Raw genomic sequence first — 18,648 nt, forward strand, 5'->3', positions numbered from 1 at the left:
TGATGGCCCGCGCCCCGACATCATTTGAGCGACGGTCCGTGACGAAGCCCGTGGATTCAATCGCACCGCACCAACGGCGGATCGCACCGTTACACTCGGACCTATTCGCGCGGCTTGCGGCGACGGCGAACCCTGGGCGGGCCGTTACGCCGTGAGAGCCATAGGGCGTGTTCACCCACAGGCGACATGGCAGACTGTCGCTGACGAAGGTGAATGCGTCACGAGGTACAGCCTTGCTGGATGGCGAAGACCTGCGGTTCGAAAACGAGCGCCTGCGATCCCGACTGTCGCGGCTCACGGAGGCGATCCTTCGGATCAGTCAGGATCTGGAACTCGACACTGTGCTGCAGGAGATTGCCGATAGCGCGCGCTCGCTCACAGACGCGCGCTACGCCGCGATCACCACCCAAGACGACGACGGCGAGCCCCAGGACTTGGTCTTTTCCGGACTGACCTCTATCGAAAGCCAAGAACTCTTGGCGATTCCGAATGGCCCGGCCTTGTTTCATTACCTCAGCGGGTTGAAAAGGCCGCTGCGCACCCGGGATTTCGGCGCCCACATCAGCTCGGCCGGGTTTCCCGATCTCAACCTGTCAATTGGCACGTTTCTCGGCGCGCAGATTCGTGATCGGGGCAACCAGATCGGACACATCTACATCGGCGAGAAGAAAGGCGGCCTAGACTTCACCCTCGACGACGAAGAGACCCTGGAGATGTTCGCCGCCCAGGCGGCGACCGCCATCACAAACGCCCGGCGCTACGGCGACGAGCAGCGGGCCAAGGCCGACCAGGAGGCTCTCGTCGACACCTCGCCCGTGGGGGTGCTGGTCGTCGACGCCAAAACGCGGGACGTCGTGCAGTTCAATGAAGAGGCGCGCCGCATTTCCGGTGGCTTGCACGGGCAGGACCGTTCACTCGAACAGGCGCTCTCGCTATTCACCTTTCAACGCTTGGACGGGCGAGAGATTCCACGCGCTGAACTGCCCGTGGAGCGAGCGCTCGGCGGCGAAACCGTGCGCACCGAAGAAATGGTCATCCACCGCCCGGATGGTGAGACGGTGACGACGCTCGTGAACGCAACCCCAATCCATTCGGACGACGGAGAAATCGTGTCGGTGGTGGCCACGGTCCAGGACATCACGCCGCTGGAAGAGCTGGAACGCCTGCGCGCGGAGTTTCTCGGCATGGTGAGCCACGAGTTGCGCACACCCTTGACGTCCATCAAGGGATCCGCCGCGACTGCGCGGAACGCCTCGGTTCCAATGGACCCCGCGGAGACTCGGCAGTTCTTTCGCATCATCGAGGAACAAGCCGACCACATGCGGGACCTCATCAACAATCTCCTTGAATTGGCCCGGATCGAGGCGGGCACCCTTTCGGTTGCTCCCGAACTCACAGACATCGGGAGCGTGATTGACAGCGCGCGCGACGCCTTCCTCGGCAGCGGCTACCGGAACAGCATCAAGGTGTCGGTCGCACCGGAAATCCCGCGGATCCCGCTGGATCGACGGCGTGTGAGCCAAGTCCTCTACAACCTCTTTTCCAATGCATCCAAATACTCGCGCGAGTGGTCCGCGATACGCGTCACCGCCTCGCTTCAGGACCTGCACGTGGCCGTGAGCGTCACGGACGAGGGACGGGGAATCTCAGCCGAGCAACTCCCCCGCCTGTTCAGCAAGTTCTCGCGGATCGACTTCGAGCATGGTCCAGAAATCGAGGGGACCGGCCTCGGCCTGGCGATCTGCCGCGGCATCGTGGAGGCGCACGGCGGCCGCATCTGGGCCGAGAGCGACGGCGAGAGCCGGGGCACACGCTTGACATTTACGCTGCCTGCGGTCGACGCGATGGCGGAACCGTCCGCGAGCCCCGCCGCGGCGAGCGCGCCCGGAGCGTCCGCCGGGTGGCAACGCGTGCTCGCCGTCGACGACGATCCGCAGGTATTGCGCTACGTGCGGAACGTTCTCTCGGAAGCCGGCTACTCGGTCACCATCACCAGCGAGCCGGATGAATTTGACCGCCTCCTGCAAGCTGAGCAGCCTCATCTCGTCCTGTTGAATCTGACGCTGCCGGGGAGCAGCGGCTTCGAGTTGATCAAGCGCATTCCCAATGTCTTCGAGGTCCCGGTCATCTTCGTGTCCGGTCGCGGCAGCGAGCAGGACTATTCCACCGCCTTCGATATGGGCGCCGCCGACTATCTGGTCAAACCGTTCGCGCCAACCGAGCTCGTGGCACGGATCCGGGCGGCACTGCACAAGCGGTCCGTCTACCGACAGGCCCAGGCGGTCGAGCCCTTCCGCATAGGAAACCTCACGATCAACTATCTGGAACGCACGGTCACCGTGGCGGGCCGTCCAATCACGCTTACGCCGACCCAATTCAAACTGCTGGCGGAACTTTCCAACAATGCCGGACGGGTCCTCACGCACGACGAGTTGCTGCGAAGCGTCTGGGGACCGGGGCACTCGGCCGACCAGCCGCTCCTGCGGTCGTTCGTCAAGGGCTTGCGCAGCAAGCTCGGGGACAACGCCAGAGACCCCGTCTATATCTTCACCGAGTCGGGAGTCGGCTACCGCCTGGCGAAGCCGTAGCGACGCTCGGCGCACGGCCAGCTAACCTGTCCTCTGCCCGAGATGTAGCGACGGGTGGGGCTCATCTGGACGACCTGTGCGGCCACATTTTGGCAGCTCCAAGGACTTCGGCGGGATGGCAGTCTTGGGTACGGCGGCCGGTGCGCGCGCGGTCGTGGTTGTAGTAGCGGAGGTAGTGCGCCAGATCGGCACGGAGGGCCGTGAAGCGGGGGATCAAGGCACGGGCGAAGGTGGGGCGGAAGCACTCCTCCAGGATGGTCTGGTGGACGCGCTCGACGCAGCCGTTGCTCTGGGGCTGGCCCGCGCGGATCCGCGTGTGACGCACACCGTCGTGGGCGAGGGCCTGCCGGAATTCCTCGTCAACTCTTTTGGGGCGCGTCCACACGACTGGTATCCGGATCATCGAGCAATCCGTTCCGCACGGCCCAGACGACGATCTCCTGTTTCGAACTGTAGCCCAACTTTTCCTGTATTCGATACATGGCGTTCCTGATGGTCAGGGGACTATTGCCTCGAGCCTTGGCAATCTCGGCATACGCCTTGCCGTGCGCAAACATGGTGAGTATTTCACGCTCTCGCGCCGTGAGCTCCTGGGATTGCACCGGGCTGACGGACGGCGACGGACTACGCAGATCGGCGAATACCCGGCGAACGATTTCGATCGGTAACCGCGAGCCGCCTTCGGCCACTTCGCGAACGGCCGCTAGAAAGTCCTCCTTGCCCGTGAATTTCTGCAGGTATCCGGTTGCGCCGGCGGCAACTGCGTTGATGACCGCCTCCTCCTCCGTCGAAGCCGTCAGGATCAGTACCCGAGTCTCCGGCAATGCGCTCATGATTTCCCGACACGCTTCAGCGCCATCCATGTTTGGCATGAGCACGTCCATGATCACGACATCCGGGACCAGCCGCACCGCCGCCTTCACGGACTCTGCTCCATCTCCGACTTCTCCCACCACTCTGAAGCCGGTCGAATGTTCCAGAATCTCACGCAGCCCCTGCCGGACGATCGGATGATCGTCGACAAGCAGCACCTTGATCTCTTTCGCTTGCAACTTGTCAATCCCCCTCTATGCCACGCTGTCTCGGAATGAGACAGATGACCGACGTACCGCCACCAGCTTCACCAGATTCCACGGAAAGACTCCCTCCAATGCGTTCAGCGTCCAGGCGCATATTCGAGATTCCATGCCCACCCTCTTCGAAGTCTTCCGGAAGACCCTTGCCATCATCGGCCACCGTGAGCTGAATACGCCCACGCGAAAACTCCAGACCGACCGTCACATTCGATGCTTCGGCATGACGAAATGCATTGGTCAACGCATTGTGGGCAATAAGGAATAGAACCGACCGAGTCTCGACGTCCAACAGCGGCTCTTCCCCCGACTGCTCCAGCTTCGCAGGAACCGAGGTGATGGCCGTGAATGTGCGAATATGCGTACCCAAGACATCACTGATCATCTTGCCTTCGAAGATGCCTCCCATGTTGAGCGGCCGACGCAATTCCCACATCGCAGATTTTGCGAGCGCCAAGGTCGCCCCGAGTGTCGACATCAATCTCTCGTTGGATTTGTCAGCGAGGTCAAGCGCCGTCTCGATTCCAAGACTCACCATATAGGCCGACTGCGCTGTCGTATCGTGAATGGTTCGCGAGACGTCCATACGCTCTTCAAAGAGAATTCGTTCGCTTCGCACCGCCGCCCGCCTCCGCATCCTTTCGATTCGGCTTATCAGATTCACTGTAATCACCACAATATACATTGCTAATATCCTAGCGAATAGCGTCTTCTCATTCCGCATGCTCAAATCGAGGCCTTCGCCGGCGTAAACACTGATCAATGCATATAGTATTGCCACTAACGTCGTCCAGATTACCCACACCGCGATCGAGGTCGACGCGACCGCGATAAGCGCTAGCGCCGGATAGTAGGCGACAAAAAAGAAGTGTTGAAATCCTCCTCCCACGACAATTACACTTGAGATCAACAACGCGTCAATCGCGCTTGCCGCGAACATCCAGCGCCACGTGATTGTCTTTCGCAGGAGTATCGCGCCGTGCAACCCAGCGTTGAACCCTACAAACACGATTAGAAGACCCGCAAGCAGCGCGTATGGATAGGTCTCATGACTAGGCCGATATACAAGGAGCACAATGCAACCAAGCGCGAATGTCCATCTCGCCCAGACAGCTATTGTTGCGGCGTGCCTAATCTCATCTGGATGCGTTCGGGCATTGCTTTCAAGCCACGATCGAATGTAGAGAGGATATTCCTTCAGCCTAACCAACGCTATGCCCGCTTATTCTCGCGGTTCTACCACGCAACTCGGGAATCATCGATACAATCGACCTTCGACTCACACCACAGATCCAACTTGCGGACAAGGCAATGCGTTCAGATCTAACTTGTGGCGTGGTACGATTCCTCCAGCCAAATTAGACAGTCCCATTCTACTGCGCACAACAAAATGTGAAAAGGTCTGAAGATACCTATCGAGAAAGGTATCCAAAGACCCCATAGCTAAGGCGGAAAGCCACAACCGGCGGTCGAGCGCGATGCACGCTGCATTGGCTTGAACGGCCACGGCAATGAGTGGATGAGAATCGCGACGCATCGATTGGCCAGTACCAGATTCGTACTCCAAATTGCAGCTATCTTCCCCATCCGAGATTGGGTCGCCGTGGACAATTCTTCAGTAGTGAACTCAACGGTCTCGTTAGCTACCCAAAGCGTCTCGGTAGCAATCGATACGAAGTCGGGGCGGCCGGGACCAGGCGGTTTCCGCAAGCGATCCCGTACGGCATGCGCCGTCCGGTGTGCAATTGCGCCAGCACCGGTCCTGATTGCGGCCCGGCGCGCGACGCCTGACACCGCGACCGCAGCGCAGCCGCGTGCGCTCCGCGCTGGTCGGCAGGCGCGTGACGTTCCGCTTGCAATTTGGGGGCGGTGAGGGTCGGCTAGACCTCGGCGCAGCGGTTGCGGGTGGACGTGGGATATCGAAGCGAGGAATGGCTCCACCAGTGGTCAATGCGCCTCACGCCGCCCCCCCGCGTCGGCGTGCTCCACCAGCCCGCCCTCCGTTGACGGGCCAGATCGTTTGGCCTGATACTTATTCGGCCCACGGCAAATCGGCATCGAATTATTCACCTTGCGGTGAAATGCCGCGTATCGTGGGCGCCCGCCGGCGCACGGGTCCAATCCGAGCATAGGCGTAAAGGGAGGACTCAAATGGGACGAGCAGTTGAATCTGGGATGACGCGTCGGCAATTGCTGCGCGCCGCCATGCTGGGCGGCGGATCCGCCACGTTGGCCGCCATTCTGGCGGCATGCGGCGAGGCCGAAGTCGTCGAGAAGACGGTGACGGTGACGGTCACCGAAGTCAAAGAGGTGGTGAAGGAAGTTCCGGTCGAGACGGTCGTCACCAAAGAGGTGATCAAGGAAGTCCCGGTTGAGACGGTCGTCACCAAGGAGGTCATCAAGGAAGTCCCGGTCGAGACCATCAAAGAGGTCGAGGTCGAGAAGGTTGTCGAGAAGGAAGTCATCCGCGAAGTCGAAGTCCAGAAGGTCGTCACCCGCGAGGTCGAGCGGCCCGTTGACGTTCGTCGTGGCGGCACCCTGATCTTGCGCCACACGCGGGACCCACAGGTTGGTGGGATCGAGGGGCCACAGGCTCTCGCCGAAGTCGACAAGAGCATCGCCTTCATGATTTCCGAGACGATGCTCAAGTTCGACTTCGAGAAGGTCGAGCCCGTCCCCTGGCTGGCCGAGGCCTTCGAGATCTCGCCCGACGGCACGTTCATCGACCTGACGATCCGCGGCGGCATCAAGTTCCAGGACGGCACCGACTTCGACGCGGATGCCGCGGTCTTCAACTTGAACCGCGTGTTCGACGCCGATCATCCATTTCACGCGACCGGCGTGTATCCCTACACGAACTGGGCCTTGCTCAGCCACGCCGAGAAGGTGAGCAGCGATGTCGTGCGGGTGTTCTCGGGACTCGACGCCGACCCGATTCTTCACTGGCGGCTGACGACCGAGGCTACCTACATGACGAGCCCGGCCGCCATCGAGCAGTTTGGGGAAGACATCGATCTCAACCCCGTGGGCACCGGGCCGTTCACCTTCGATGCGTTCGAGCCGGGTGTTCAGCTGAGCCTTGTCCGCAACGAGGGCTACTGGAACCCGGACAACGCGCCGTTCCTCGACAAGGTCATCTACCGCATCATTCCCGACGCCCAGGCGGCAGCCGCCGAGTTCCGGGCGGGGAACCTCGATGTGTTCCCGTTTGCGCTGACGCCGGACATCCTGGAGCTCAGGGACGACGCCAAGTTCCGGCTGCAGCTGTTCGCCACGAACACCTACTTCTACCTGTCGGCCAACAACGCCATCGATCCGTTCGACAACCCCGAGTTCCGCAAGGCGCTGGCCCATGCCTACGACTGGAAGACCCGGATCAAGGAGTTGGAACCGTTCAACGACTACCTGCCCACGCCGTGGTACCCGCACGGGTTTGCCTATAACGGGGACGTGCCGACCTACGAGTACGACCCGGAGAAATCCAGGCAGATCCTGGAGGACCTCGGCTGGAAGCTGGGCGACGATGGCGTACGCGTGCGCGAGAGCGACGGCAAGCGCGCCAGCTTCACCATCGCCGCCTGGCTGGCGGCCGGCACGCCGGTGGACGACAACCGCCTCTTCATGCAGCAGAACCTGAAGGACATCGGGATCGAGACGGAATTCTGGATCATGGACCCGTCGGTGGTGTTCGACGACGTGGAAGGCATCCGGAACCCCGACAAGCTCGAGCTCTACCCGCTGGGCTGGAACACGGCGCTGCCGGACCCGAGCTTCCTGCTGGACCCGACGTACCTATGCGAGGAACGCCCGCCGGCCGAGAAGGCGGGCGCCGGCTGGAACTTCGCGCAATTCTGCGACGCGCGGGTGGACGAGCTCTTGACGCAAGCCCGCAAGGACATGAATCCAGAGACCCGCGCCGCCGCCTACCGCGAGGTTCAACAGATCATTGCCGAGGGCGCGATCATGCAATGGGGCGTGCTCAGCCGATTTCCGGTGTTGATCAAGTCCGATGTCCATGGGCTCTTCTACCGACCCTATCGGGTCAACGAGCTCGAGCGCGTCTGGCTCGATCGGTAGCCCGTCCCCGTCCTCGCCAGGGAGGCCAACTCCCCGTTGTGACTCTCCCGGGACCCTTCGGGGGTCCCCGGGAGGGCACGGGAACGAATGGTTGGGATTTGTCTAGGGTGGGATATGGATCGGTCGCGACGCCCGGGATGCACGCGCCGGTCGCGGTGCGGCCGGCGGGACGCTGACGGTCTATGACTGGCTTTCTGCTGCGACGCCTCGGGGCCTCGCTGTTGGTAATTGTCGGCGGCAGCATCCTCGTCTTCGGCACCTTGCGAGCGATTCCCGGCGATCCCATCCAGCTGATGCTGGGGACCCAGGGCGTGACCAATCCCGAGTTGGTCGCCAGGTACACCGAGCGATTCGGCCTCGATCTACCGGCGCCCGTCCAGTATCTGTACTGGGTCGGGCAGCTGGTCCGCGGCGACCTGGGGGACTCGATCGTCCAGCCGCAATCGGTTGGGGACTTCATGCGGATGCGGGCGATCAATACGGCCATCCTTGGCGCGACGGCATGGGTCATCGCCGTCCTGGGCGGAACCGGGATCGGCATCGTCGCCGCCCTGCTCGTGCATCGCCGCATGTGGGTGGCGGACTATGCGCTGTCCGGCTTCTCGGTGGTCATGATCAGCATTCCCTCGTTCTCGCTCGCGCTGATCTTGATGATCATCTTCGGAGTCAATCTCGGGTGGCTGCCCGTGCTGGGCATGCAATCGGTCGAGGATTCCGGCCTTCTCGACCGGCTGCGGCACCTGGTGCTGCCAGCGGTGACGCTGGCCACCGTGCCCGGCTTCGTGCTCGGGCGCATCGTCAAGGCTGCGATCACCGACGCCCTGCTCGGCGACTATGCGCGCACCGCCTATGCGAAGGGCCTATCCGAGCGCCGGGTGTTCCTGGTCCACGTGCTGCGCAACGCGATGGTGCCAATCGTCACCAACACCGGGCTCATGTTCGGCGGTTTTCTCTCCGGTTCGGTGCTGGTGGAGTTCATGTTCGCCTGGCCAGGTCTTGGGCGTGGGCTGGTGAACGCCATCCTCGCCAGGGACTTCCCAATCGTGCAGGGCATCACGCTGCTCATCCTCGTGATCTTCACGCTCGTCAATCTCCTCGTGGACCTTTCCTACGGCCTCATCGATCCCAGGATTCGCTATGCGCGGGACTGAGCCGGTGGACGCGGCGCTGAGCGCCGGCAACCGCGTCAAGGTGCCGGGAGCCGGTCGCGCCGCCGCCCTTGCCGCGTGGGTCGGCGCGAACCGATGGATATCGGTCCTGCTGGTCATTGCCGTGGCGATGATGGTGTTCGCGATCGTCGCCCCCTGGATCGCGCCGGGCGATCCAACGGAGGTCGTGCTGTCGGAGCGATACCTGCCGCTGTGGTCGGAAGGGCACGCGATGGGAACCGACCACCTGGGCCGCGACTACCTCAGCCGGCTGATCGTCGGCGGGCGGCTTTCGATCATGGCCGGGCTCATCCCGGCGTTCGGAGCGATGGTCGCCGGCCTGGTCATCGGCATGACGAGCGGCTACTTCGGAGGCTGGGTGGATTCGGTGCTCATGCGGATCATCGACGTGCTGCTCGCATTTCCGTTTCTCTTGCTGGTGATCCTCATGGTCGCCGTGCTGGGCACGGACATTCGAAACGCCATGATCGCTCTGATGATCGGCGGCACTCCGGGAACGGCCCGGACCCTGCGCAGCCTGGTGCTTTCGATCAAGCAGCGTCCGTTCGTCGAGGCGGCGGAGGTGTCGGGGCTTGGCGGCTGGCGGATCATCCGGTACGAGATATTTCCGAACGTGCTGCCGCTGGCGGTAGCGCTCATGACGATCCAGATGAGCTGGATGATCGTGGCGATCGCCGGGCTCAGTTTCCTCGGCTTGGGCGTCCGGCCGCCGGACGCGGACTGGGGCACGCTCATCGCCGAAGCGCGCGGCCACATTTTCCGGGCCCCGTATCTGGCGCTGATTCCGAGCGTCCTGGTGGCCCTGGTTTCGTTTGTATTTTTTGTGCTTGGCGACGCTCTGCAGCGCACGCTGGGCGAGGAACGGGTTCGGTAGGCCCCGAATCGGCAATTGCAGCCGATTGGGGAGCTTGGAGGCAACGATGAACCGGCAGGCGGGAGGAGGCGCTGAGCAATGAGCGTCCGTACGCACGAGGCGGTGCGTCAGGCGGCGCTCGACCGCATTGAAGCCATGCACGCCGAGACCGTCGGCCTGCTGGGCGAGTTGCTTTCCATTCCAAGTCCGACAGGCTCGGAAGCGGCCGCCCAGGCTTGGGTAGCCGAGCAATTCTCGGCACTCGGCCTTGAGGTCGACGTGTTCGACTGCGACCCGGAGGCAATGGCAACGCTGCCCGGCTGGACGCCGTCCAAGTGGTCCTACGAGAACCGTCCCAACGTCGTGGGCGTGTGGAAAGGCAGCGGGGGCGGCCGCTCGCTGATCCTCAACGCGCACATCGACACCGTCCCGGCCGAACCCGTCGAGCTGTGGACCCACGATCCGTGGGGGGCGACGATCGTGGGCGACCGCATGTACGCGCGCGGTGCTATCGACGACAAGGGCGGGATCGTCGACATCCTGGCCGCCGTGCGCGCGCTGCAGGAGGCGGGATTCGAGCCCGCGGGCGACATCATTCTGCAGAGCGCCATCGACGAGGAGGCCGCCGCCAACGGCACGCTGGCTTGCATGGCGCGCGGATACACCGCGGATGCGGCTTGGATGGTCGACGGCTCCCCGCTGGGTCGCGCCTACACCAACCATTCAGGGCAGGTGCAGTTCGTCGTTCGCGTCTATGGCAGCGGCGGATCGCCGGTGCGGTGGGATCGCGAGACCGACGCCATTCACCTGGCCATGCAGGTGGCCGAGGCGCTTCGCGGACTGCGGGACCAAAAGCGCGCCGCGCCGCTTCCCGGCGGCTGGAACGCCATCGAAAACGAGCTTCACTTCTCCGTCGGTCGCATTCGCGGCGGGGAGTGGTACTCGAACATCCCGGCAAAGTGCGAGATCGAGTGCTGCATGGCCTTCAACCCCCCGGACTCGCTGGAGTCGATTCGGCAGGAGATCCGGGAGACGATCGACGCGTTCGCGCGGCAAGACCCGTGGCTCCGTGACCACCCGCCCGAGGTCGAGTTCGAAGGGTTGGCGACCGAACCGGTCTGGCTGCTGCGCGAGGACGCCCCCTTCTATCAGACCTTTGCCCGCGTGCACGAGGAGATTGCCGGCATCCCCGTGCGCTGGATCACCGTCAACGCCTGGTGCGACATTCGGCACTTCAGCTTCCACAAGTACACGCCGGCGCTGATTCTCGGCCCCGGCAGCGGCGGCGGGGCCCATGCTCCCGACGAATACATCGAGCTGCCGAGCATGGTGCCCGTGATCCAGTTCGTGGCAGCCATGGCCATGGAATGGTGCGGAAGCGAGTTGCCGGCATGACTCCAGTGATTGACACACACGCCCATCTCATCGACCGGCAGGAGCCCGGCTACGAAGGGGTGGCGCACAAGTGGGGCGGCGCGCGTTGGGGCGGGGGCGTTGACGACCTGCTCGGGCAGATGGACCAGGCCGGCATCGACTACGCCTGCCTGCTCACGTCCACGATCATCGACGTGATGGAGCACTTTCACCCTGATGTCCGCGACGACATCCTGGTCAGCTTCGATCCGTTCATCAACAAGGCCTGCTACTGGCGCGACTGGGCGGCGCACAAAGATCGCTTCTTCCTGTTTGCCGACTCCATCGATCCGCGCGTGCCGGGCTACGTGGAGCGGGCGGCGCGCGACCTGGACAACGGCGCGACGGGTCTCAAGATCCTGCCCGCCTTCACAAACTCGACCATCGACGAGCCGGGGTGGCGGCCCATCTTCGAGCTGATGTCGGACCGGCAGGTGCCGTGCATCATCGATCTCTCGTATTGGTATCTGCATTTCCCATGGTTTGCGCCGCGGCTTGTCGGGAAATACCGATCGTTTGGAGAATTCGCCGAGACCGTCCACACGGTGGCCGAGGCGTATCCGGACGTGCGGATGGAGATCACGCACTACGGGACGCCAATCCTCAGGCGAAACGAGCTCAAGAGCATTCAATATGGCGAGGCCGAGCCAAAAGCACTCGCCGATGGAGAAATCGATTACGAGCTGCTGCAAGGGCCGATCGACATGATCGCGCCGCACCAAAACCTGTTTTGCGGGCTATCGGCTTATCAACATGTCATCCCCGCAACCGAGGCGTATCCCTACCGCAGCGCGCTGCGGATCGTTGAAGTGCTGACGCAAGGACTCGGCGCCGACCGGATCATCTTTGGCACCGATTGGCCCTATTTGGGGCACGTGGGATATCCAGAGCTCATCAGGTCGATTCGCGAGGCGCCGTTCCTCAGCCCCGAGGAGTCGGCCATGATCCTGGGTGGGACCGCGTGCCGGTTCCTGTGGGGAGATGATCCGGATGCGTATCCGGCGGGACGCTGAGGCGCTAGGCGCGGCGGGCTAGCGTGATGCCAGCGGCTGGAACGGGAACCACGGCGGGACCTACGGAGGATTCTGCCGTGGCCGGCTCCGCGCAGCATCCAGACGAGCGTCCTCGGAGCGACTCCGTGCTGCTGAGCGTCGAGAACCTGCGCACGCAATTCCATACCAAGAATGGACTCGTGCGAGCGGTCAATGGCGTGTCGTTCTCCATCCGTCGCGGTGAGGTCGTCGGCATTGTCGGCGAGTCGGGCTGCGGCAAGAGCGTCACCGCGCTTTCGATCCTCGGCCTGATCCGGCCACCGGGCGAAATCGTGTCCGGACGCGTGCTGTTCGAGGGACAGGACCTGGTCGGCGCGTCCAGCGGGACGCTGCGCCAGATTCGGGGCAAGGAGATCGCCATGATCTTCCAGAACCCCCTCAGCTCGCTCAACCCCGTGCTCACCATCGGCTTCCAGATCCAGGAAGCGATCCTCGAACACGATCGGATCGGTCGCCGCGCGGCCCGCGAGCGCGCGCTGGACTTGCTGCAGCGCGTGGGGATTCCGGAGGCCGAACGCCGCCTGCACCAATATCCCCATCAATTCAGCGGCGGGATGGCCCAGCGCGCCATGATCGCCATGGCGCTGGCCAATCGGCCCAAACTCCTCATCGCCGACGAACCGACAACCGCGCTCGATGTCACCATCCAGGCCCAGATCATCCGGCTGCTCCATCGCCTGAGCGGTGAGCTCGGGATGGCCGTCTTGTTCATCACTCACAACATGGGCCTGGTGGCGGAGAACTGCCACCAAACGCTGGTGATGTACGCGGGCAAGATCGCCGAATCCGGCGCAACCAACGACCTGTTCGCGAGGCCGCTCCACCCGTATACGCAGGCGCTCCTGGCCTGTGTGCCCGAAGTCAAGGGCGAGCGCCACGATCTCATTCCGCTCGAAGGGTTTCCGCCGGACCTGACGGTTGAAAGCCGCAGCTGCGCATTCGAGCCCCGCTGCGCCCAACGCTTCGACCGATGCCCGATCGAGGATCCGGAGCCCCGCGGCGTCGAGCCCGGGCACTCGGTTCGCTGCCACCTGTACTGATGACTGCCAGTCCCGAGCCCCTGCTTCAAGTTCAAGGCGTGGTCAAGGTCTTCGACCTCCCGCATCGAGGCTTCTTCGGGGCGGCGCGCCGACTGCGCGCCCTGGCCGGGGTCAGCCTCGACATCTACGCCGAAGAGACCCTGGGCTTGGTCGGCGAAAGCGGCTGTGGCAAGACCACCCTGGGCCGCATCATCGTCCGACTCGAGACAGCCACTGAAGGCCGCGTGCTGTTTCGCGGTCGCGAGGTGCACGCTGGGTCCGGGACCGCCAGCCACGAGGACCGGCGGTCCATCCAGATGGTTTTCCAGGACGCGACCGGATCGCTCAACCCGCGTCGTCGCGTGCGCGACATCGTGAGTCTGCCGGTCCAGGCCGGCGGCGTGGTGGCCTCCAGCCTGGTCGATGACCATGTGAGCCAGGTGCTCGAGGAAGTTGGGCTGCCGAGTGAACTCGGCGGCCGCTACCCAGGACAGCTGAGCGGCGGTCAGCAGCAGCGGGTGGCGCTGGCGCGCGCCATTGCCCTGGAACCCGCGGTTCTCGTCGCCGACGAGCCGCTCTCCGCGCTCGATGTGTCGGTGCAGGCGCAGATTCTGCGGCTGCTGGAGCGCATTCGCGAGCGCCGGCATCTCGCCATGCTCTTCGTCTCGCACGACTTGGCGGTTGTGCGCTACCTGTGCGATCGCGTCGCCGTCATGTACCTGGGCCGAATCGTCGAATCGGGCCCGGTCGACCAGGTGTTCGAGCATCCGCGTCATCCTTACACGGTGGCGCTGCTTTCGGCGGTTCCCAGCACCCGCCGGCGGACGGACGTCCCGATAGAGCTGGCGGGCGAAGTGCCCAGCGCGGCAGACATCCCGCCCGGCTGCCCCTTCCATCCACGGTGCTGGAAGGCGCAGGACAAGTGCCGCACCGTGCTCCCGCAGCTCGACCCGCTCGATCGGGCGCACGTCGCGTGCCATTTCCCGGAGTAGGCCGGTAGGGGCCTCGAAGTCAGAGTCCCGCACGTCACCGACCCCGAGCCGCATGATCGCGACCGCCCACACCCAGAATTGAACCAGGGACCTCGTCCTTGCCAAGGATTTCGCTGCCAGCGCTGTGGCACCCACCGGTAGACCCCGAGCGAATCGCGCCAAACTATGGTGTGGTGGGTTTTCGGCAGTCTCTGGTTGCCCCGCTCGAGCGACCCGAAAGGGCGTGCAGGCGACTTGGATGTGTCTGAAATCCCCCTCAGCGACCGTGGACACGACCCGATAGTCGCCGCAAACGGAAGACCCATGCGCCCTGAGTCAGCATGAATCATTATCTCGTTCCCGAAATTCTTGACAGCTGAATAGTTCGGGTGCCATATTCAGCATGTCATCTGATGACCCAATGACCTCAAGATGGCGCGGCCGATTCGATCCCGTCTGCATGACGAAGTCGTGGTGGCGTATACCGGCCGCATCGTGCGGGAAGAGCTAGCTCCCGGCGACTTTCTCCCCCCCGAGCCCATCATGGGCGACGAGTTCGGGATCAGCCGCGCGGTCGTGCGAGAGGCCCTTCGGATCCTCGCCGCTCGCGGCCTGGTGGGAGTTCACCACGGCATCGGCACGATCGTGCGCGAGCCGCATGACTGGAACGTTCTCGATCCTGGGGTCACCGAGGCGTTTCACGAGAGTCCACAGTTTCCCGCGCTGGTGGACGAGATGCTCGAAGCGCGCCGCGCGGTTGAGGTCCAGGCAGCGGCGCTCGCGGCGCAGCACGCCGTGCCGGAACACAAACGCAGGATCGATGAAGCGCTGGCGGCAATCCCCACGGCAATTGGCGACGATCCGATGCTCTTCAACCAGCGGGACATCGAGCTCCACGCGGCAATCCTCGAGGCGACGGAAAACCGTTTTCTCTACCGTGCGCTCTCGCCGCTGTTTCCGCTGCTGCGAACCGTAATCCGGCTATCCACGCAGGGGAGCGAATCGGACCCCGTGGCCTACGCCGCCCAATCTCACGCTGAGATCGTCGCCGCCATCACTCGCGAGGACGCCGACGCGGCCGCGGATGCAATGTCGCGACACCTTTCGCGGACCGAGTCCGACATTCGCCGCGCGATGAATCGACTCCTTGACGAGTCGGAAGACGGAGGGCGGATTCGCGCCGGCCGGCGGCCGAACGCGATCAAATCGATGGACCAGTCGCTAGTGCTGGAAGGAGGCGCCCATCGCGAAGCCTGAGAGGTAAATGGCCGACGTTCGGGATTGTGACGACGACCAAGGCGCAGGAGTCGATGGCTCTCGGCCAGATCGAGGAAATGTGGCGGGAACTCAGGCGCTCTGCCAGCCGCCCACCGGCGGGCAGAACGAGCGTTTTTGTACCCGAGAAGATTTACGGCGCAGCGAGAGACTCCCACCCCTGATGCGGGTCGCGCACACCCGACGGCGTTGATTGGGAGGTTGGAGATGCATGCGAAATTGATGTCCCGACGACAGGCCCTTCGAGCCGCGATTCTCGGAACGGCCGGAATGGGAGCAGCCGCCGTCTTGGCTGCCTGTGGCGAAGAAAAAGTTGTCGAAAAGGTCGTGACGCAGGAGGTGATCAAGGAAGTCGAGGTCATCAAGGAAGTTCCAGTTGAAGTCATGGTCCCCGGAGGCGCCGAGGAGCAGGTCTTGCGTTTCGGTACTTCGGCGGAAATGGGCTCCTTGGACAACCAGGCCGACCCGAACTCCGAGCCGAGCCGGGCGGTGATCGCCAACATCCTCGAGAACCTGACGCGCTACGGCTACAAGGCCACGAGCAAGGGAACCCGCACGAAGGACCACAACTCGGTGGTGCCGTGGCTGGCCGAGGGCTACGAGATTGCAGACGACGCCAAATCCGTCACCTATCGGCTACGCCAGGGAATCACCTTCGGTGACGGCACGCCGCTGACGGCCCAGGACGTCGCCTACAGCATGGAGCGATCGCTCACCATTCCCGGAATTCCGGCCTTCATTCTGGGCGTGATCGGCAACTTCACGGCGGAGACCAAGCCGGAAGTCATCGACGACATGACCGTGAAGATGCACCTCACCCCAGGGGCAAATTCGTTCACCATTCTGTCAGCGACCGAGATGGGCCCATATGCGCCGATCATGAACAGCAAGGCGCTGCAGGCCCACGCGACCAGCAACGATCCCTGGGCGCAGGAGTGGGCGGCGACCGTGGAGGGCGCGGCGTCAATCGGCACCGGCCCTTGGATTGTCGAGGAGTTCGAGTCGACGCGCTTCCTCTTGCGCGGCCGGCAGGACTACTGGGGCGGCTCCGACTACTCGGCCCGGCCCGCCGTCGGGGCGATCGAGGGCACCGTGATCACCGATGCCACCCAGCGGGCGCTGCTGCTGCGCGAGGGCGCCATCGACATGACGGAACAACTCCTGCTAAAGGATTTGAAGGAGTTTGACGACGATCCGGCCTTCACCGTGCATCACGCTCCGGGCAGCGAGCATCACTACCTGGCGCTGAACATGAGCGAGCCGCCGTTCGACGACGTGCGCGTGCGTCAGGCGCTCAACCACGCCCTGCCGCGACAGCAGCTCGTCGACCAGTTGACGTTTGGGTTCGCCCGCGCCGCCGAGGGTCCGGTGCCGTCAATCTGCTTTGGCTACCAGCCGTACTACCAGCAGTACGAATACAACCTGGACAAGGCCAGACAGCTGATCCAGGACGCCGGCCACTCGGATGGCTTCAGCTTCACCGTGAGCCAGGACGAGAGCTCGGCCATTCAAGGGCAGGCTCTCCAGGTGCTGGCGGGCGAGCTGAGCAAGATCAACGTCAACATGGAGATCCAGCGGCTCTCGTCGGCGGCGGTGTTGGAGGGTTGCGACCTGCGAGAGGATGGGACCCAGCAGGCCCAGTGCGTCGCGGCGACCATGAACTGGCCGCCCCTGATTTTCGACGCGGCCTATTTCATGATCTTCGGCTACAAGTCCGACTCGCGATCCAACTGGAGCCGGTGGGGCACGTCGGAGACCGACGACCTGATTACGGCTGCCGTGGCGGAGTTGGATGCGTCGAGCAAGTTCGAGCAGGTCGCCGAGATCCAGCAGCGCATCGCCGACCAATCGCCGCGCGTGCCGTTCCTGGACGTCGACTCACACGTGGTCAGCACGAACAACGTGGAGGACGTCCGCATCATGGACGTGTGGCCGCGGTTCGAGGACATCCGTGTGACGAGTTGAGGCGCGATTCGGGGAAGTCTCCCGGGCGAGGGTCTTGCCAAACAGGGGGAAGGCCCTCGCCCATCCCCAGCGTTTCCCGCAGCGCCGTGTCGCTGCACGGCTCGACCAGTTTGGCTGATTGCGGTCGTGGAAGGGTGCGAGATCAGGAGATGCGAGCACGATGACGCGACGACGATATTTGGCGCGGCGGCTGGCGCTGCTGGTGCTCGTCGTCTTCGGCATCTCGATCGTCGCATTCCTCCTGGTGCACGTGCTCCCCGGCGACCCCGCGCGTTCGCGGCTGGGGGTCTTCGCCACGGAGGAGCTCATACAGCTGAAGCGGGCCGAGATGGGGCTCGACAAGTCGCTGCCGGAGCAATACGTCACCTACATGGGCAACGTGTTTCGGGGGGATCTTGGAGATTCCTGGCGCACCCACAATCCGGTGGCCGAGGACTTCGTCGAACGGTTCCCGGCGACCATTGAGCTGGCCCTCGCCGCGTTGCTGATCGCCGTGGTGCTGGGTGTTTCCCTCGGCGTCGCCGCCGCGCTTCGGCGCAACGGTCCGTTCGATCACCTGGCCACGTTGCTCGGCATCCTGGGCATCTCCGCGCCGGTGTTTTGGATCGGCCTGCTCCTGATCATCGCGTTCGTGACCCAGCTGCACCTCCTGCCGGCGCCGCTGGGCCGACTGGCATCGGACGTGGAGGCGCCCGCGCAGATCACGGGTCTCTACGTGGTCGACAGCCTGCTGACCGCCAATTGGGAGGCCCTGAGATCGAGCCTGCTCTATCTGGTGCTGCCGGCCGTCACGCTGGGCATCCTGCCGCTGGCGCCGATCACGCGCATGACGCGCGCCGCGATGATCGAGGCTCTGGATTCGGACTTCGTGCGCACAGCGCGAGCGTTGGGTCTCTCGCGCATGCAAGTCGTGGTCAAGATCGCCTTGCGCAACGCATTGATTCCGGTGGTTTCCATGGTGGGCCTGCAGCTCGGCTACCTGGTTGGGGGCGCGGTGCTGGTTGAGATCGTTTTCACCTGGAGCGGTATTGGGCTCTATCTCTACCGCAGCGTGATCGGGCTCGACTTTGCACCTATCCAGAGCCTGGTCCTCGTCGTGGGGGTCTTGTTCGCGCTGATCAACCTGGCGGTCGACATGCTCTACTTCGCCATCGATCCGCGGATCCGAGTGCGCTGACGTGGCCACCGCCGAA

The 18,648-nt window shown here is 63.6% G+C and carries 13 protein-coding genes; 11 read left to right on the plus strand and 2 right to left on the minus strand.

Annotated features, from left to right (window positions below):
• Positions 1-233: 233 nt before the first annotated feature.
• Positions 234-2,588: a response regulator gene (locus OXG79_09960; GenBank protein MCY3784097.1), complete on the plus strand. Its 2,355-nt coding sequence runs from the start codon at positions 234-236 to the stop codon at positions 2,586-2,588.
• 359 nt (positions 2,589-2,947) lie between these two features.
• Here the strand turns inward: OXG79_09960 and OXG79_09965 are convergent, their stop codons facing one another.
• Together OXG79_09965 and OXG79_09970 are read right to left on the minus strand one after the other, a co-directional pair.
• Complete coding sequence (locus OXG79_09965; protein MCY3784098.1) at positions 2,948-3,640, minus strand: response regulator transcription factor; 693 nt, start codon at positions 3,638-3,640, stop codon at positions 2,948-2,950.
• Positions 3,641-3,644: 4 nt separating this feature from the next.
• The gene (locus OXG79_09970) at positions 3,645-4,601 is read right to left on the minus strand and encodes a histidine kinase (protein MCY3784099.1); all 957 of its coding nucleotides are present in this window, start codon (positions 4,599-4,601) and stop codon (positions 3,645-3,647) included.
• A gap of 1,235 nt (positions 4,602-5,836) precedes the next feature.
• Here OXG79_09970 and OXG79_09975 point away from each other — a divergent pair.
• The 10 genes from OXG79_09975 to OXG79_10020 all read left to right on the plus strand — a co-directional run bounded on the left by OXG79_09975 (position 5,837) and on the right by OXG79_10020 (position 18,632).
• Complete coding sequence (locus OXG79_09975; protein MCY3784100.1) at positions 5,837-7,738, plus strand: ABC transporter substrate-binding protein; 1,902 nt, start codon at positions 5,837-5,839, stop codon at positions 7,736-7,738.
• Positions 7,739-7,920: 182 nt separating this feature from the next.
• Positions 7,921-8,889 carry an ABC transporter permease gene (locus OXG79_09980; GenBank protein ID MCY3784101.1) on the plus strand — a complete coding sequence of 323 codons (969 nt, stop codon included), beginning with the start codon at positions 7,921-7,923 and terminating at the stop codon, positions 8,887-8,889.
• On the plus strand, positions 8,876-9,781 hold the full coding sequence (locus tag OXG79_09985) for an ABC transporter permease (protein MCY3784102.1): 906 nt from the start codon (positions 8,876-8,878) through the stop codon (positions 9,779-9,781). Before OXG79_09980 ends, OXG79_09985 begins: the two co-directional genes overlap by 14 nt.
• 78 nt (positions 9,782-9,859) lie before the next feature.
• Complete coding sequence (locus tag OXG79_09990; GenBank protein ID MCY3784103.1) at positions 9,860-11,155, plus strand: ArgE/DapE family deacylase; 1,296 nt, start codon at positions 9,860-9,862, stop codon at positions 11,153-11,155.
• Positions 11,152-12,186 (plus strand): amidohydrolase family protein, encoded by a 1,035-nt coding sequence (locus tag OXG79_09995; protein MCY3784104.1) that lies wholly within the window; start codon positions 11,152-11,154, stop codon positions 12,184-12,186. The genes OXG79_09990 and OXG79_09995 overlap by 4 nt, the downstream gene beginning before the upstream one ends.
• A 77-nt stretch (positions 12,187-12,263) precedes the next feature.
• Positions 12,264-13,265 (plus strand): ABC transporter ATP-binding protein, encoded by a 1,002-nt coding sequence (locus tag OXG79_10000; protein MCY3784105.1) that lies wholly within the window; start codon positions 12,264-12,266, stop codon positions 13,263-13,265.
• Positions 13,265-14,236 (plus strand): ABC transporter ATP-binding protein, encoded by a 972-nt coding sequence (locus OXG79_10005; protein MCY3784106.1) that lies wholly within the window; start codon positions 13,265-13,267, stop codon positions 14,234-14,236. The genes OXG79_10000 and OXG79_10005 overlap by 1 nt, the downstream gene beginning before the upstream one ends.
• Before the next feature lie 411 nt (positions 14,237-14,647).
• Entirely contained in the window at positions 14,648-15,472 is an 825-nt protein-coding gene (locus tag OXG79_10010) for an FCD domain-containing protein (protein MCY3784107.1), read from the plus strand.
• A 288-nt stretch (positions 15,473-15,760) separates the two neighbouring features.
• Positions 15,761-17,455 (plus strand): ABC transporter substrate-binding protein, encoded by a 1,695-nt coding sequence (locus OXG79_10015; protein ID MCY3784108.1) that lies wholly within the window; start codon positions 15,761-15,763, stop codon positions 17,453-17,455.
• A 160-nt stretch (positions 17,456-17,615) separates the two neighbouring features.
• On the plus strand, positions 17,616-18,632 hold the full coding sequence (locus OXG79_10020; GenBank protein ID MCY3784109.1) for an ABC transporter permease: 1,017 nt from the start codon (positions 17,616-17,618) through the stop codon (positions 18,630-18,632).
• Positions 18,633-18,648: the final 16 nt, after the last annotated feature.

Source organism: Chloroflexota bacterium (genome assembly GCA_026706485.1).
Classification (GTDB): domain Bacteria; phylum Chloroflexota; class UBA11872; order UBA11872; family UBA11872; genus JAJECS01.

Bases quoted from the DNA above. Each gene is read 5' to 3' on its own strand.
- OXG79_09970 (MCY3784099.1), bottom strand. From the start codon at position 4,601: ATGTTCGCGGCAAGCGCGATTGACGCGTTGTTGATCTCAAGTGTAATT.
- OXG79_09975 (MCY3784100.1), top strand. From the start codon at position 5,837: ATGACGCGTCGGCAATTGCTGCGCGCCGCCATGCTGGGCGGCGGATCC.
- OXG79_09980 (MCY3784101.1), top strand. From the start codon at position 7,921: ATGACTGGCTTTCTGCTGCGACGCCTCGGGGCCTCGCTGTTGGTAATT.
- OXG79_09985 (MCY3784102.1), top strand. From the start codon at position 8,876: ATGCGCGGGACTGAGCCGGTGGACGCGGCGCTGAGCGCCGGCAACCGC.
- OXG79_09990 (MCY3784103.1), top strand. From the start codon at position 9,860: ATGAGCGTCCGTACGCACGAGGCGGTGCGTCAGGCGGCGCTCGACCGC.
- OXG79_09995 (MCY3784104.1), top strand. From the start codon at position 11,152: ATGACTCCAGTGATTGACACACACGCCCATCTCATCGACCGGCAGGAG.
- OXG79_10005 (MCY3784106.1), top strand. From the start codon at position 13,265: ATGACTGCCAGTCCCGAGCCCCTGCTTCAAGTTCAAGGCGTGGTCAAG.
- OXG79_10010 (MCY3784107.1), top strand. From the start codon at position 14,648: ATGGCGCGGCCGATTCGATCCCGTCTGCATGACGAAGTCGTGGTGGCG.
- OXG79_10015 (MCY3784108.1), top strand. From the start codon at position 15,761: ATGGGAGCAGCCGCCGTCTTGGCTGCCTGTGGCGAAGAAAAAGTTGTC.
- OXG79_10020 (MCY3784109.1), top strand. From the start codon at position 17,616: ATGACGCGACGACGATATTTGGCGCGGCGGCTGGCGCTGCTGGTGCTC.